The 16,531-nt window shown below is 44.0% G+C and carries 14 protein-coding genes; 7 read left to right on the forward strand and 7 right to left on the reverse strand.

From position 1 onward, the window contains the following. Positions 1-253: 253 nt before the first annotated feature. Positions 254-1,198, forward strand: a complete 945-nt coding sequence (locus tag GJV22_RS17225; RefSeq protein ID WP_163716737.1) for a mechanosensitive ion channel family protein — start codon at positions 254-256, stop codon at positions 1,196-1,198. 115 nt (positions 1,199-1,313) lie between these two features. On the opposite strand, the gene GJV22_RS17230 is transcribed toward GJV22_RS17225, so the two are convergent. Further along, a complete protein-coding gene (locus GJV22_RS17230) occupies positions 1,314-1,997 on the reverse strand; it encodes a hypothetical protein (RefSeq protein WP_163716742.1) in 684 nt (227 codons plus the stop codon). A gap of 162 nt (positions 1,998-2,159) precedes the next feature. On the opposite strand from GJV22_RS17230, the gene GJV22_RS17235 reads away from it, so the two are divergent. The 3 genes from GJV22_RS17235 (at position 2,160) to GJV22_RS17245 (ending at position 5,931) form a co-directional block, all read left to right on the forward strand. Further along, positions 2,160-3,791 carry a sensor histidine kinase gene (locus tag GJV22_RS17235; protein ID WP_163716745.1) on the forward strand — a complete coding sequence of 544 codons (1,632 nt, stop codon included), beginning with the start codon at positions 2,160-2,162 and terminating at the stop codon, positions 3,789-3,791. Further along, positions 3,791-4,495 (forward strand): response regulator transcription factor, encoded by a 705-nt coding sequence (locus tag GJV22_RS17240; RefSeq protein WP_163716748.1) that lies wholly within the window; start codon positions 3,791-3,793, stop codon positions 4,493-4,495. The genes GJV22_RS17235 and GJV22_RS17240 overlap by 1 nt, the downstream gene beginning before the upstream one ends. Positions 4,496-4,719: 224 nt before the next feature. Continuing rightward, the gene (locus GJV22_RS17245; protein ID WP_163716752.1) at positions 4,720-5,931 is read left to right on the forward strand and encodes an acyloxyacyl hydrolase; all 1,212 of its coding nucleotides are present in this window, start codon (positions 4,720-4,722) and stop codon (positions 5,929-5,931) included. A gap of 6 nt (positions 5,932-5,937) precedes the next feature. Here the strand turns inward: GJV22_RS17245 and gldB are convergent, their stop codons facing one another. Next, positions 5,938-6,936 (reverse strand): gliding motility lipoprotein GldB, encoded by a 999-nt coding sequence (gene gldB, locus GJV22_RS17250; protein WP_163716755.1) that lies wholly within the window; start codon positions 6,934-6,936, stop codon positions 5,938-5,940. 177 nt (positions 6,937-7,113) lie between these two features. Further along, positions 7,114-7,803, reverse strand: a complete 690-nt coding sequence (locus GJV22_RS17255; RefSeq protein WP_163716757.1) for a hypothetical protein — start codon at positions 7,801-7,803, stop codon at positions 7,114-7,116. Positions 7,804-8,244: 441 nt separating this feature from the next. On the opposite strand from GJV22_RS17255, the gene GJV22_RS17260 reads away from it, so the two are divergent. The 3 genes from GJV22_RS17260 to GJV22_RS17270 all read left to right on the forward strand — a co-directional run bounded on the left by GJV22_RS17260 (position 8,245) and on the right by GJV22_RS17270 (position 11,569). Continuing rightward, positions 8,245-8,907 (forward strand): porin family protein, encoded by a 663-nt coding sequence (locus tag GJV22_RS17260; protein ID WP_163716758.1) that lies wholly within the window; start codon positions 8,245-8,247, stop codon positions 8,905-8,907. Between the two features lie 169 nt (positions 8,908-9,076). Next, positions 9,077-10,720 (forward strand): NAD+ synthase, encoded by a 1,644-nt coding sequence (locus tag GJV22_RS17265; RefSeq protein ID WP_163716761.1) that lies wholly within the window; start codon positions 9,077-9,079, stop codon positions 10,718-10,720. 147 nt (positions 10,721-10,867) lie between these two features. Then, positions 10,868-11,569 carry a Crp/Fnr family transcriptional regulator gene (locus GJV22_RS17270; protein ID WP_163716765.1) on the forward strand — a complete coding sequence of 234 codons (702 nt, stop codon included), beginning with the start codon at positions 10,868-10,870 and terminating at the stop codon, positions 11,567-11,569. 51 nt (positions 11,570-11,620) lie between these two features. Here the strand turns inward: GJV22_RS17270 and GJV22_RS17275 are convergent, their stop codons facing one another. From GJV22_RS17275 to GJV22_RS17290, 4 genes are all read right to left on the reverse strand, one after another. Continuing rightward, complete coding sequence (locus tag GJV22_RS17275; protein ID WP_163716768.1) at positions 11,621-13,108, reverse strand: Gfo/Idh/MocA family protein; 1,488 nt, start codon at positions 13,106-13,108, stop codon at positions 11,621-11,623. 104 nt (positions 13,109-13,212) lie between these two features. Next, a complete protein-coding gene (gene ppnP / locus GJV22_RS17280; protein ID WP_163716771.1) occupies positions 13,213-13,494 on the reverse strand; it encodes a pyrimidine/purine nucleoside phosphorylase in 282 nt (93 codons plus the stop codon). Between the two features lie 477 nt (positions 13,495-13,971). Then, positions 13,972-15,696 (reverse strand): M56 family metallopeptidase, encoded by a 1,725-nt coding sequence (locus GJV22_RS17285; protein WP_163716773.1) that lies wholly within the window; start codon positions 15,694-15,696, stop codon positions 13,972-13,974. Between the two features lies 1 nt (position 15,697). After that, positions 15,698-16,057 (reverse strand): BlaI/MecI/CopY family transcriptional regulator, encoded by a 360-nt coding sequence (locus GJV22_RS17290; RefSeq protein WP_163716775.1) that lies wholly within the window; start codon positions 16,055-16,057, stop codon positions 15,698-15,700. Positions 16,058-16,531: the final 474 nt, after the last annotated feature.

Raw genomic sequence — 16,531 nt, forward strand, 5'->3', positions numbered from 1 at the left:
AAAATGTATTCCGGAGGGATCTGTCGGATGTTGCTTTTCAAAAGGTGAGGAAACAGCGTGATCTGAGATCTTTGTCCCATCTCTTCCACACCTCTGAAATTCTTTCTACATGACAGCTGGGTTTGTATGCCTCGGTTTTTTAGCTTATATTTCTATTTATCAGCCTGCTAGTCTTTATTTCCGGTTTGCTTCTGGTTCTGGCACTGTTTTCGGCTGAATTCATGCGATTCTTTTATCCTCAAATATTAATTCTATGGAAAAACTATTTACGACCGATTTTTGGGAAACAGTGACTTCGAGCCTGGCTCATTGGCTGATTACTGAACTACCATCACTGGTTATTCTTTTTATCCTGTTTGTAATCTTATTGCGTGTCACGAAATTCCTGATTGGGAAACTCAAAAAGATATTGGTAGCCAAAACAATTCATCATACCGATGAACCCGATTTGGAAGCCGAAAAACGCTTAAATACATTGATGGGGATCGTCAAAAAAGGGGCGACAATAATTGTTTGGACTTTGTTTATCATGATCTTTCTGAAAAAGATTAACATCGAAATCGGGCCTATTTTAGCGGGTGCAGGTATTCTTGGTTTGGCCGTCGGTTTTGGAGCGCAGGAACTTGTTCGCGATTTTATTACCGGGTTTTTCATTCTGCTTGAAAATCAGATCCGGACAGGAGATGTGGCGATTATTAACGGAACAGGAGGATTGGTCGAGAAAATCGAGCTCCGGACAATTACGCTGCGTGATTTGTCGGGGGTAGTCCATATTTTTCAGAATGGGAAAATCAATACCGTGTCTAACATGACTAAAGGTTGGTCGGCCATGGTTTTCGATATTGGAGTAGCTTATAAAGAGAACCTGAACAAGGTGATGAAGATCATGAAAGATGTGGCTGATGAACTGCAAAAGGATCCGCAGTTTAAAGATCGCATATTGGAGCCCATGGAGATTTTTGGGCTCGACAGTTTTGGCGACAGCGCTTTGATTATAAAAGGGCGCATTAAAACCCGCCCAATTGAGCAATGGAACGTTGGCCGGGAATATAACAAGCGACTCAAAGAAGCCTTTGATGAGCACCGAATCGAAATTCCGTTCCCACACCGGACAATTTATTGGGGCGAAGAAATCGATCCGCTGAAATTAAGTATGCAAAAAGCAGAAGAAATGGCGAGTCAGTCGTCAAAAAAATAGCACAAAAGGAGGGTTTTGGTCTCTTCTGTAAAAAGAGAAAAAGGCTGTCGCACCGTGGTGTCGACAGCCTTTGTTTTAGTGTTTAATTATTTTCTGAAAGAAGGGGAGAGAATTCTTATTTTGCATTTGCATCGTCAACGATCACTTCCTTTTCAATGTCAACCTTTTTCTTGTCGGGCTTTTGACGGATGATTTCTATTTTTTCACGCCCACCGCTCAGGTCTTTTTTCTTGAAGGAAATAACACCCGGATCATTCAGGTTGATAATGTTTGGATCTTGCATCCGTTCGTGGCTCATCATGTTTTCCGGACGAGGCGGAGCAGGCATCCCCTGACCACGGAAGTGCATAAACTCTTCGTCACCCTCTCCGTGTTTAATAACGATCATGTGGCGGGTTGAATCACCTTCTTCGAATTTGAATTCCCGGATGTTATGAAATTCCCGCGGTCCCTTAAAAACGCGCATCCCGGTTCTTAAACCTTTGTCGCCTGGTTGCCCTTCAAAACGAAAATGCTTCATTCGTTTATGCATGAGCGAATCTGAAAATTCCGGAGGGAGACCACCTTGCCCATCCCTGAAAAACTCGTCAGAAAAGTCTTCACAATTCCAAATAAATTGATCGTCACCGCTAATGATCGTATCGACTTTGGTTGTTACACCATCTTCAATTTGAACTATTTTAATATGCTTTTTCCCCGGTTTTTCCTCCGGCTTGTTTTCCTCGTTTGTTTGTGCTCCCGCGTTTAGGGCAATTAGGGCAGCAGCGCTGAGGAACAATGGCTTTAAAAATGTCTTCATGTTTTCCTTTTTTTGATTTTGCTTGGAACAAAGATGGGGCAGGCCAGGGGAAGTTTGAGTTAAGGCAGACTTAAAATGAGTTAAAGAAAAGTTAAAGTCGAAATGACTGTTTTTGAAAGCCTTATATTTGACGTGTAAATCGAATCAATTTAGTTTCAGGGAATGAACAGACGGACTTTTACCTATATTATGGTGCTCATGGGCTTGTCGATCGCAGGCATTATATTGGTGCAGATTATTTGGATCAACAATGCCATTGGGGTAAAGACCGATTTGTTTGATCGCAGTGTAAATGAGGCGATGAACCGGGCCGTTCAACACCTGGAAGACCGTCAGAATTTTCGGATTTTCACCCAATTTGATGATAGCGACAGTGCTGTTTGGGTGCAACAAGGAATAAAGCCGCCGCCACCTCGTCAAATCCGGATGATTCGGGATCGCAAGTTTCCAACCAATACACAGTTTGAGATTGTAACTGACAGCGCCGGAACGCAGACCCATACGTTTACTTTCTCGGGCGAGGGTGGGCAAAAAGTGCGGACAGAGACGATTGTCGTCAATGCAAAAGACACTGTTCTGATAGACACCGACCAATTTATCCGGGATAACCAGCGAAAACTGGATTCGTTGAATGTTGTGCTGGACACGTTGCGTGTTATTTCGCCGGGTTTACACAAGCGAATTGAGATGAAGACGCAAAATCTGCAGAATTTTAACCACCGGGTCATGAATGAAGTGACCGAGCTTGAACACGAAGAGATTCCGTTGCCTGAGCTGACCCGGGTTGTGAAGCGCGAATTGATTGACCGGGATATTCCGATCGATTTTGAATTGGCGCTTTCTGAAAACGACAGCCTTATTCAGTTATCACCTAACGCGGATAGTTTAGCCTTGGCTGAAAGTTCTTACGTGGTGAGGCTTTTTCCACATGCAATTTTCAACAGAAACAGCAAGCTACACCTGTATTTCCCCAATCAGGGACGGTTCATTTATAAATCGGTATCCTGGTTGCTGGCAGCTTCGTTGATTTTTTCGCTGATTATTTTGCTCACGTTCACACTCAGTATTCTGTTTATGCTGAAACAAAAGAAGATCTCGGAAATGAAGACCGATTTCATCAATAATATGACGCACGAGTTCAAAACGCCTATCGCAACAATTTCGGTTGCGGCCGATTCCATCGTCAATGATAAGGTCATTCATCAGCCGGACCGGGTGAATTACTATGTGGAGATGATAAAAAAGGAAAACCTCCGCATGAACCGGCAGGTTGAAGATATTCTAACAATTGCCCGTTTGGATAAAAAGGAATTTGAATTTACGTGGGAAGCTGTGAATATTCACCAGCTGATTGAAGAAGTGAGTGAAAGTGTGCGCTTGCAGGTTGATAAGCGCGGCGGAGAATTGTTGATAAGAACGGAAGCGATAAATCCGATTGTGACTTCAGATCGCGTACATTGTGCCAACCTGATTTATAATTTGCTGGACAATGCCAATAAATATTCGTCGGATAAGCCACAAATAGAGATTACGACCCGGAACACAGCCAAAGGGGTTGTGATTGCGGTTTCTGATAAAGGAATTGGAATGAGTAAGCCTGTTCAATCCAAAATATTCGAGCGCTTCTATCGCCAAACCAGCGGGAATATTCACAATGTGAAAGGATTTGGGTTAGGTTTGAGTTACGTTAAAGCAGTCGTGGAAGCGAACAAAGGAATTATTCACGTGAGCAGCGAACTTGGAAAGGGCAGTCGTTTTGACGTATTTTTACCTTTTGTAATGGAGACGAATTGATGAAAGATCAAAATCTAAATATCTTTTTGCTGGAGGATGACCTTAGTTTCGGGGCTGTTTTGAAATCCTATTTGGAGCTGAATGATTACGAAGTGACATGGGTGGATGACGGGAAATATGCTGTTGAGCGTTTTCGTCAGGGGAAGTTTCAGCTGTGCTTGCTTGATGTGATGTTGCCTAATGTCGATGGTTTTTCGGTTGGTGAGGAAATCAGGACGCTGGACAAGCACGTTCCGTTCATCTTTTTAACAGCCAAGGCAATGAAGCAGGATGTCCTGAAAGGGTACGAAGTTGGCGCAGACGATTATGTGACCAAACCCTTCGATACCGAAGTTTTGCTTTGCAAGATCAAAGCGATTTTAAGCCGGGGAAGAGCTCATGAGAGCACACATGCGGATTCGTATGAAATAGGCAGCTACCGGTTTCACCTTCAGAGACGAAGCATTGTTCGCAACGGAATTGAACAGAAATTGTCGCCCAAAGAAGCGGAACTGCTCGAGTTGCTGGTGGAGTATAAGAATGATTTGTTACCCCGCGAAACAGCACTGAGAAAGATTTGGGGCGACGACGGCTATTTCACCGCACGCAGCATGGATGTGTACCTGACCAAATTGAGAAAGTATTTGTCGCAGGACCCTGCTATCGAAATCAGGAATATTCATAGCAGTGGTTTCATATTGCAAGTGCTCGACGACCCGCGCTGATGGTAGCTGTTCAGATTAAATTTTTCATTTACTAATATTTAAGACGTCTTTGAAAAGGACATTCCGTTTCTATTTACATATCGTTATGTTGATTTGCTAATGATTTCATAATTTTGAATTGAAGTGGCTCGGTATTTGCAATGCTTTCGTCCTGATTTCATATTTTTGTAAAACAGCATTCAGCTCAAGAACCTTAGTTGCTGCCAATATCTCATTTTCCCGGTATGAGTTTGAAACATAAAATTGCCTTATTTTTGCTATTGATTTTTACATCTGTTGTTGATGTACAAGCCACGAATCCATTGACTTCGCTATTCAAAAAAGATAGCCTTCAAACTGAACCCAAGCGGTATAGTTTTTTTTCAACGCGGTACCATGCCGGTCGGGTTTTACAAACGAATGATTTTCTGAGAGGAGAGAATTTACAGGAAGAGCCCATAACGTCTTTTCATGCCTTGGCGTTTAGTTACGGTGTTCAAACTGCCGGGCAAAAAGAATGGCACCATGTTTTAAACTTCCCGTATTACGGGGTTTCATTTTACAATGCAAACTTTTTTAATTCACAGGAACTCGGTTATCCGACTGCTCTTTACGGATTTATGGGATTTCCATTTAAGCGAACCAAACGATCTACAGTTGGCTACGAATTGGGTTTTGGTTTGACCTATAACTGGCAGGCTTATGATCCGTACCGAAATCCTTTCAATATTGCTATTGGCTCGAATAAGACCGTTTACATCGATGCCAGTTTGTTTTACAGTTATGACCTGACTCCCCGATGGCAGTTGAAAACAGGCTTGGGTTTTACGCACTTTTCAAACGGAGCGACCAAGAAGCCGAATAGCGGACTTAACCTGGTCTCGCCCTTTATTGAGGTAAATTACAGTTTGCATGACCGCCCGATCCTGATTCGGGAGAAACAGCCGGATTACCTGGATAATTACGAATTAGCCGTGCAAATGGGAGTTGGTAAAAAACAAGAGAGTTATAAGAATCCTGAAGATGAAGAGTTGAAAATCGCCGGCTCGTTTGCGGTTGTGAACTTTTCGGCGGCTATCCTCAAGCAGGTTTCATGGAAGAATAAATTCGGAGCAGGAGTTGACATTACGCACGATACGCAAGGAAACGTAAAGATAAGCTATGATCAGGAAGGCATTCCTGTCGTTCATAAGTCTGAAGATTTTTTAGATCTCATGAAAGTGGGAATTTACGGAACCTACGAGTTCTGTGTGAACCACTTGTCAGTTGCTTCTCATCTTGGTTTTTACGCCTTGCGAAAATCATACCCGGGGCAGCAACCTTTCATTTATCAGAAGTTTGGATTGAAATACCATTTCAAGAATGATGTTTACATTGGCTTGCTGGTTCGTGCCCATAAATTTACCGTTGCCGATGTTATCGAATGGAATGTTGGCTATCGGCTGAAGTGGTATTAAGATCAATTATTCCGGTTGGTAAGCAGACTGGTTGAGGATCAGCTTACAGTTTTTTTCGTTCATCAAGTCGGGGATGGAAACGTCAGGGTTCTTTTTCATGTAAGCTTTCACGATTTGCCAGCCCAGCCAAACGCCCGTTCTTCCGGGTGAATCGGCTGTGAAACTGGACGTGTATGGCGAAGCATCAACATAGCGTTTTACATCCATCCGTTCTGTCGAAAACAGCATCTTGTACTCCGCCAGGTAGGTCCACATGGCATTTTCCTTTTCCGAACAGAAATCCAGTTGCTTTTTGGTGAAGCCGATTTTCAAACTGTCGGCAGTTTCCGGTAGGGTAGCATCCAGCAGATAGAGCAATTTTCCTTCATAGATCATTCGGTCGATCAGGTGCGGACCGTAGTCATTAAACGGGAATTCAGTCATTGCCCAGGCATAAAGGGCATCTGGAACAATTTTGTCCGGGTGCATATTGATGCGCTGGTATTGCGGAATTCCCAAGCGAGGGTAGTACTCACAATCACGGCCCAAATACTTGTCCAGACCAATGCCCATGAGTTTTTCGGTCATAATAATCGACTGATTAAATCCACTGATGCAGGTGAACACTTCGGGAACAGCCTTTTCGGGGAAATAGTAATGGAAATAGCGGAAAGCTTCCTCGAGTTTATCATGAATGTCATCCCGGTTTATTTTTTCATCTACCTGTTTTTTGACTTCCTGCATCAGGCTGTCTTCAACGAAGGAGTTGAGAAGTTCTTCAAAACCATCGTCTTCCGGTAAGCCAATCGCGATAATTTCAGAAGAGAACAGGGGTAAGATATCCGGATATGTTTTCTCCAATTCCGGAAGCTGCTCACTTAGCTTGTCTTTAGCAGCAAATAAATCGCTGCCAAAAGCATGGAATTGAAAATTGATCGTCGTGTCTGTCAGGTTTACTTTAAACGGGTTTCGGTTACAGGAAGTGAATAGAAGAATACAGCCTATTGCAAAAAATACATTTTTCATGGATTGTCAATTATCAACGTCAGCAATCGATTCAACATCAAAAGCCCCGAATGTATCGGGGCCTTTCTTTTCAACTAAAAATTGCCGTAAATATTTTAGCGATGATAATTAAAATATGCGATCCATCAAAAAATCACCGGAAAGATGTTGATGAAAGCGGGGAAGAAGTAGAATTGATCAATAGGCGACGTCTAAGAGTTCCCACAATTCTGATTTAACCAACTCGCGCGAGTTGTTGGTTTCTTTGCCAATTGTGTCCATATCTTCTTTCGGGTGCGCCGCTTTGGCCGCAGCGACGTAGTCAGCCTTTCCAATTTGTGAAAACTCAGCAAAATCATTCACGGTCAGGTATTGGTAGTCCAGTCCGTAACCGGAAGGATAAATTCGTCCCCAAACAGACCAACCGGCTCTTGTTCCGGCATTTATAAATTGCTGATGGATCGGTTTCCAAACCTTGTCTTCCACGTTTAAGTAGGCGCCATCTTTGCCTTGTTCAACTTTCATGTAGTCCACTTCAATGAATTTGGGATCCGGTGCATCCTGTGGCATTTGAACATAGTTTTCCCGCAGCAGCAGGTTCGTAATGACGAGCTCCCGGCTTTCTTCAGTTTCCTCATAAATACTTTCAATATCCTTATCCGGGTGGACAGTCATTGGATCAACCGTCCAGGGGTTTTCAAGCTTTTCGGGATCATTGAATATCGTAACGGTTGCGTAGTTGTATGGATCGCTGGCACCGGTGTAGCGAATATGGTATAGCTGCCAGGCTATGATCTCACCGTTTTTTATTCTTTGTTGGTGGACCGGTTTCCAGAAGTTGCGTTCCAGCTCCACATAGTTCCATTCTTTACCGGGTTTCGTTTTCATGTATTCAACAATAACAAACATGGGGCTGTCTTGTGAATAGCTAATAAAAGAAGAGAGAGAAAAAAGGAGAGCGAAAAAAAGGGGCAGTTTGTTCTTTCGAAAATGAGGGATAATTGTTGATTTCATACTGTAAGATTAAGGTGTTAACTTGTTGTTCTCTACGGGGTGAATTTTAGAATGTTAAAAAAAAGGACGCAAATATCCTTAAATGTGCTGCGCAACTGTTTTTGTGACCCAAGGTTTACTTTAAACGCTCTTTCGACCGCTGTTTAAAAATTATGTAATAAATGGATAAATGGTGCAATTGACCTTGTATTCTCAAAATAATATTAGAGCTTTGTGGATACCAAAAGCTTATTGCTGACGTTTGTCTATCAGGTTTTATTGTTGAATGTAATTTCGTCGGTTAAAAGCTTGTTTCGTTAAACAGAACAATACATCATGAGAAAAAATCTAATTCTGCTAATGCTGCTTATTATGGTAGCCAGTACCGGTTTTGCACAGAAAAAGTTTGAATTATCATTCACCGGAAGTCCATCCATCAACTGGATGTCGGCGGATAATCAGGATGTTCAGAAAAACAAATCGACCTTGGGGTATGAATTCGGAGTTAACGCGGATTTCTTTTTTGATGAAGAGATGCGTTATGCCTTTGCAACCGGGATGTTGATCACACAAACAGGTGGCGAATTGACTTACAATACAGATCAACCGTTTAGTTTTGCCGGCGAAACTTTCGCGCCCGGAACCAGTATTCGATACCGGTTGCAATATGTTGAATTTCCGCTGGCATTAAAGATGCGCACCAAGCAATTTTACCGCTGGACTTATTGGGGTTTATTCGGAGGTTCTTTCGCTTTTAAGGTAGGAGCCAAGGGCGACTCGAGCGATGGTTTGCTCGACAAAGCAGGTATTAGTAAAGAGGTAAACCTGTTTAACATGGCGCTTAATGTAGGCATCGGGACAGAATACGACCTGGGAGAACGCAATGCCTTGATTTTAGGGGTGATTTATAAGAACGGATTTTTAGATGTTACTGACGGTTCTTTAGGCGGAAAAACCAATCTAAATTCACTTACCTTTAAATTCGGCCTGGTTTTCTGAGAATTCGGCCGCTTATTTTCTGATTTCACTTATTTTTGTTGGCTCTGGTAGTTGATCGGGATCATCAGTCCTTTTCTTTTCCGGAAAATGAAGCGTGGTACGCCAGGAATTATTAATTCAAAAACAATTTGACAAATCGATAGAATTGATTGTCTGAAAAATATAGAAGATGAAAGTTGCGCTAGCCCAGTTGAATTATCATATCGCCAATTTTGAGAGTAACTCGGAGAAAATTGTTGCTGCCATTCAACGAGCCAAAGACGAAGGTGCCGAATTGGTCGTCTTTTCCGAGTTGTCTGTGTGTGGCTATTATCCGCACGATTTGCTGGAGCGGAAAGAATTTATTCAGCAAGCGATAGACGCTATTCATGTCATCGCAAAATCCTGTGTGGGTATTGCAGCGGTTGTTGGCGGGCCAAGTATTAATGAGGGGAGCCGCGGGAAAAAGCTTTTCAATTCAGCCTATTTCCTGAATAATGGAAAAGTGCAGGCCATCCGGCATAAATCATCGCTTCCCACTTATGATATTTTCGATGAGTACCGTCATTTTGAACCCAACCGTGATTTTGAACTGGTGGAATTCAACGGTAAAAAGCTTGCCTTGACCATTTGTGAGGATTTGTGGGATGAGCAACCAACTCAAAATGAATTCGGACGGGATAAGTTGTACCAGCGCAATCCGATGAAAGAACTAAGCGAGTTAAACCCTGACTTGGTGATTAATTTGTCGGCTTCGCCATTTTCGTACAACCAGGAAAGCTGGCGGAAGGATATTTTGGTTAAAAATGCGTTGCAATATCAATTGCCCATCGTCTATGTCAACCAGACCGGTGCACAAACCGAACTGGTATTCGATGGTGGTTCCTGCTTTGTTAAAGCCGATGGCTCCATGCCTGTTGAAATGGCTTATTTCAAGGAAGATTTCTATGTGTTGGACACCGATAAGCCGGGTGAGCTGAAACAGCCCAAGAACGATTATATCGCTAAAATACATCAGGCACTGGTCTTGGGAATTCGCGACTATTTTAACAAGATGCATTTTCAGGATGTTGTTTTGGGATTGTCGGGTGGAATAGACTCCGCAGTGGTTTGTGCCCTGGCCGCTGAAGCGCTGGGTGGAAAGAATGTCCATGGAATTCTGATGCCATCGCGATACTCATCGGATCACAGTGTGGCTGATGCGATTCAGCTGGCCGATAATTTCGGTGTGAAATACGATATTGTCGGGATACAGAATATGGTTGATGATTTTGAGAATGAACTGAGACCCATATTCGAAAACCTGCCACCGGGTGTTGCCGAGGAAAATGTGCAGGCACGTACACGCGGTATTCTGGTGATGGCTGTGTCGAACAAGTTTGGGAACATCCTTTTGAACACGACTAACAAAAGCGAATGTGCCGTTGGCTACGGTACCTTATATGGCGACATGAACGGTGGCTTGTCGGTCTTGGGAGATGTTTACAAGACCGATGTGTACAAGTTGGCCCGCTACATTAATCGCGATCAGGAATTGATACCGGAGAATAGTATCGTTAAACCACCTTCGGCAGAACTTCGGCCCGACCAAAAGGATACAGACTCGTTGCCCGACTACGATATTCTGGATGCCATCCTGTTTAAGTACATCGAGAATAATCAATCACCGGACGAAATCATAGAACAGGGGTTCGATCGCGAGACTGTCTTGAAAACCGTGCGCATGGTGAACCAAAATGAGTACAAACGCTTCCAGTCCCCCCCAATTTTGAGGGTTAGTTCGAAAGCTTTTGGCTTTGGACGAAAGATGCCTTTGGTTGCGAGATACAGTTAACCAAAATAGCGGTTAAAACGCACTTTAGACAAAGCACTTATTTTTCTTCACAGCAGGGGTTTATAAGGCCAAAATAAGTGGTTGAAAAATTTCATGTTTCACAAATTTAATTAACTTTGATGCTGTAAAACATGTAAAACGGAACCTATGCTGAGTCAAGAACAGGGGATCAAAGAAATATTTGAAAATCCTAAGTCGGTTTTCAGTTTATTGAGCCCTCATGAAAAAGAAGATCTACTAAGCCAAATGACCATTGTCAACTTCAAGAAGAATGAATTTGTCTATAAAGAAGGGGATATTCCTTCGGCATTTATGTTTTTAATTGACGGTAAAATCAAAATTTTTAAAGAAGGTGTTGGAGGCCGCGAGCAAATTATCCGAATGACAAAACCAATGGGATATGTTGGATACAGAGCATTAATTGCTGAAGAGATCCACAATGCATCGGCTGTTACACTGGAAGATTCGGATGTTTTGTACGTGAATTCGGAACACTTCTTCGGAAAACTATTGCGCAACCCTGACTTTTCATTTCGCTTAATTCAAAAATTGGCTCGTGAACTTGGATTTTCAAACTCACGAACTGTAACCCTTACCCAAAAACATATTCGCGGACGTTTAGCAGAGTCGCTACTGCTTTTGAAAGAGAAATACGGATTTGAAAACGACGGTATATCGCTGAAAGCCTATTTGTCACGGGAGGATATTGCCAACTTGTCGAACATGACAACATCCAACGCGATTCGAACCTTGTCAACCTTTTCCAGTGAAAAAGTGATCGCCATTGACGGGCGAAAAATCAAGATTCTTGACCTTCAAAAATTAGAACGCATAAGCAAACTAGGATAAAACAAAAAATCCCGCCACGGCGGGATTTTTTATTTCATAGCACTCAGCCAGTTAAACTTGTTCCCAACCTCTTCGGTAAGTATGCCGAATCCATTCATCGGCCATTGCCTGAGCCGGTAGTTCCAAATATTCATTGTTAAACCTCGGATCTCCGTTGACAATCTCAAAGCTTTCTTTGTTCAGTATTTGAAGCTTGTCTGCAGCACTGATATTCGTGAAACGCATCGCTGCTCCATCCCATCTCAGTTTCCGTTTTAAACTTTGCAGCCTTACAGCCAATACGCCCAACATCACCATCTCGTTTAAGGGGCCGGCATAAGCAAAGTTCGATGAGGCTTCTACGCGGTTCTCCCGGCTTTCTTTACAAGCCCGGATCCAGTCCTGTTCGTGTCCGCCATTCATGGCTTCCGGGATGCGCCTAAACTGTCGCATCGGCTTTTGGAAATGGTCCATCTCGCTGGTTGGCAACAAGCGCGGATTCAGAGCGTAAGTGCCACACATGATTTTGCCTTTGGTGCCGTAAAAAATGCACCCACCGTTTTGGTCTCCCATTTCTTCGCCGTCTGTCAGCTCATCGGGGCGGTTGGGTAACAGGCCACCGTCATACCAATTTACCGTGACCGGCGGCATTGCTACTTTGGGTAAATTATCGCGGGCAGGGAATTCGTAACAGATGGTTTCAGCATTCGGTGCCGAATCTGTTGTATAGCTTGTGGAGCTGGCCTGAACGGCTTCCGGCGATTCGAGCATTAACGCTTTAAAAACCGGATCGAGAATATGGCAGGCCATGTCGCCAAGCGCGCCGGTGCCAAAGTCCCACCAACCTCTCCAGTTCCAGGGGTGGTATATTTCGTTGTAGGGCCGCATGTGTGCCGGTCCGATAAACAGGTCCCAGTCAAGTGTTTTGGGGATGCGCATTTCCTTCTTGGGGCGGGTTAGTCCTTGCGGCCAGATCGGACGGTTTGTCCAGGCATCAACATGTGTGACTTCGCCGATCTTTCCGGCCCAGATCCATTCGCAAATATCGCGAATGCCATCGCCGGAGTTCCCCTGGTTGCCCATTTGGGTGGCCACGCTGTATCGTTTCGATGTTTCGGCCAGTACACGTGACTCGTACACAGAGTGCGCCAGCGGCTTCTGCAGGTAAACATGAATGCCTTGACGCATGGCCATTAGGGCCGGAAGCGCGTGGGTATGGTCCGGAGTGGCAATCATCACCGCGTCAATGTCTTTTTGCCGGTCAAACATTTCCCTGAAATCGGTGTAACGCGGAGCTAAAGGCCATTCGCGAAACGAATTTCGATTGGCATATTCTGCATCAACATCACAGAGTGCCACAATATTCTCCAGTTCCATGTTCTTAAGGTTGCGGTAGCCCATTCCGCCAACCCCAATCCCGGCAATATTTAGTTTGTCGCTCGGAGCCGGATGACCAAGCCCGGCGATAACGTTGCTGGGAAGGATTGTGAGCCCGCCCACAGCGGCAGAGAAGGAACCAATAAACTTGCGGCGGTTTAGGGTTGATTTTTCAGTTTTCATTATTTGTGTTTGAAGGATTGCGCGAGGCAATTTAATAAGAAAAGATGAAGGGATGAAAAAAGAAAACCTGCAGTTGTTTTTCACGACTGCAGGTTCCCTTAATTTTAAATATACAGGCAATAATAAGCGACTTGCCCGGCTGCTTTCACTTTGAAACGGACATCCTTTTCGACCCGGAAAGTTGAACCGGTTTCGAAGACTTTCCAGTCGGTTTCACCCGGAAGAAGTACGTCCAGACTACCGCTTGTAATCGTCATAAGTTCGATTGTAGCTGTGCCGAACTCATACTCGCCGGCTTCCATAACTCCAATGGTAGCTGTTCCTTCCTCGTTTTCGAGTGCGATGGATTTGACGCTTCCGCCGAAGTATTCATTTACTTTCAACATAGATTTTTGCTTTAGGATATTTATATGGAAAGACAAAATTAGCAGAAAAGCACAAAGATTGATCGCTTGGATTTAAGAAGTTATTGAAAATGGAAAAATGATGGAAAACCTATTTATAAAATAGAGATCTGTTTTTAATGCTATATTTTTGATAGATAGGTTTTGTCGAAGGCGAATAAAAAAAATCAATTTGATACGTAAGTATTAAGGGGCTATATTTGAAGTATCAAAGGTGATAAACTGGTTCAGGTTTAAAGCCAACCGAAATTTCGCAACAAACAACATTTAGATAAATAGCTTTCTTATTCAACAGATTAAAGGGAACCGAATACCGATCGGTTCCCTTTTTCGCGTTATTTACAGCAGTTTCTTAGGAATAAGCTGATCACTTAGCTTCCGCTGTTTTGCCTTAACCGGCCGACTTTACGCTTGCGGCTTAACACAAAGAGTAAACAGAAGAGTCAGCGCGGATTTTGACTACTTCTTTTTGGTTGTGATCAGAATGACGCCTGCTTTGCCTTTTTCGCCATACAGCGTGGTGGCCGACTGGTCCTTTAACACATCAATACTTTGAATCGTTTCGGGATCAATATCGAGGCTTTTGACATCGATATTTCCTTTCTCCTCGCCATCAACAACAATCAAGGGATTGGTCTTGGGCAATTTATCGTTATCGACTGAGCGGATTTTTACGATTTGGCGCGTGGCTCCGTCTGCTTCATCACTGCTAACGGTTTCAACAGATTCAATCACTCCAATTGGTTGGCTCGAAGGATCCATTTCTTTTCCATCGACAATGAAAACCGTTTCATTTGGCGCTTTAGGGGTGACAGCACCGGTTTCTTTCCCCTTTTTGTTGCGCTTGCTTTTTGCGGGTTTCTTCAACAGTTTGATATCGATGACCCCGTCTTTTGCTTTGTCGCCGTAAAGTTGCATTGCCGCTTCCGACTTCAAAATACTGATCGATTCAATGGTGGCGGGATCAATGTCGTCGATGCTCGAAACGACTTTCCCGTCGACAATGTAGAGCGGGTTTGCACCCGGTTCCCACTCTTCGGACGGAGGGGTGGTTAGCGATGACGCATCACTGTAATCGGGAATCAATGTTACGTTGAGCTCAGCCGGTTTTTCAAGGGCAACTTCGCGCTTCGCGAAACCGGGGAAGACAAACACCAGCGTACATGGAAATTCGGCGACCTTAAGGATAAATTCGCCCTTCGTGTCGGTGATGGTACCGGTGTGCGTTCCTTTAATGAGCACTGAAGTGCCCGACAACACTTTCCCGCTGCCGGCAGCTGTAACGACTCCACTCACCACATTGTCGTGCTGGTTGAGCGGTGCGGCTTCAAACTCCTTGTTCGATAAGGTAATGACCAATAAGGTTAGTAAGGGCAGGAGCAGGAGCTTCCGGAGAATTTGTTTCTTGTTTTCAGTTTTCTTTTTCATCATTAAAATGCGGTTTTTGAGTTGTGATCCATTTAGTGCGGTTAAAAACGGTGCAACGCCATCCTTATCGGCCATAGCTACCATGGCCAGTTGGTAGTTTTGGCGATCGGCTTCGCGAATGATCAGGTCGTCGGTGAGATACTCAAGATTGTTCCTGATGGCATCCTTCAGAAGCCAGGCAAAGGGGTTGAACCATTGGAAGAGGAATAGGAGCTCGGCGAGAAAAACATCGATCGTATGTTGTTCTTTCACGTGTATTTGTTCGTGGCGGAGGATGACGGGCAAGTGTCGGCTTTCCACTACTTCGCGGGGAATAATAATCCGGTTGAAGAAGGAGAAGGGGTGGACGTCGTGGTCCGAGATGCAGCAGGCAATGTTGTGCAGGCTCACCTTTTCGCTTTTACGGACCAGGGCGATTGCCCGGATGTTGCCAATCAGCAGTTTGAGCAGGAAGATAACAAAGCCTGCGGCGAAGATGATTTGGGCAATGCCAAGCCAGTTGGCAGGCACGGCTGCCTGCACCGCTTGCTCCCCCTGCACCGGATTAGCCAGTTCGGCCATTTGAATCAGGTCGAATTTCGGCGCTTCAACCTTAAAGGTGATCAGCGGCAAGAGGTAACTTACCGGCATGGCCAGGAACAGGTAAATGCGGTTGAACCGAAAATGCTTTTGCGGCTGGAAAAGCAATAAATAAAACAGGTGAAATGCCGCCAGCGCAATGCCTGCTTTGGCCAGGTAGACTAGAAAAGCTTCCATATCAGTCTTCTTTTTTAATCAGCTCAATCAGTTCTTCCAGCTCTTCGGGCTTTAAGCCTTTTTCCTTCACAAAAAAAGCGACCGCATTTTTGTACGAATTGTCGAAATAGTCTTTCACGACCTGCGACATAAAGGTACCGCGGTAATCTTCTTTCGACATTAGCGGATGGTATTGGTAGGTATTTCCATAAGCGGTAAAGCCAACCAGACCCTTGTCCTGCAGCAAACGCACCAACGACGAAATGGTGTTGTAATGCGGCTTGGGATCCGGGTATTCGGCAATCATGTCCTTAACGAAAGCTTTTTCAAGCTTCCATAAAATCTTCATCAGCTCTTCTTCTTTGCGGGTTAATTTCCTCATGACAATGCTTTTTTAGATGGTGCTGTAAATGTATAACTGATTTATCAGTTTTGCAACTGGAAAAACAGTTAGCTAACTGAAAAAGTAGTTTCATTGAGTTTTAGGTTATTTCAATCCCGGAAGAGACAGCAACGATCCCGGAAGAAAAAGCGGTACAAGTTGAAGGGGAAGAGTCGTGATTGCTCAGAATAAATCATGATTTCATTAGAAAAAATCATCGTTTTGAAGCAGCCCAAGGCACACTGCCAATTTGGCTGCCCATTGGTAAGCCCGGTGCCTGCTGAAGCAGTTCACTATTTGGTGTAAAGTATTGCTATGTAGTGCGATATGGTTTATTTTGCTTGTTTTAGGCATGTTGCAACAGTACAGATGCGTCACGGAACAAGCTTGCAACGTCACGAAACAGTTCATTTGCGTCACGGAACAAGCTTGCAACGTCATGAAACAGTACAGATGCGTCACGGAACAAGCTTG

Origin of the sequence: Mangrovibacterium lignilyticum, assembly GCF_010882175.1 — a bacterium.
In the GTDB taxonomy this organism is placed as follows: domain Bacteria; phylum Bacteroidota; class Bacteroidia; order Bacteroidales; family Prolixibacteraceae; genus Mangrovibacterium; species Mangrovibacterium lignilyticum.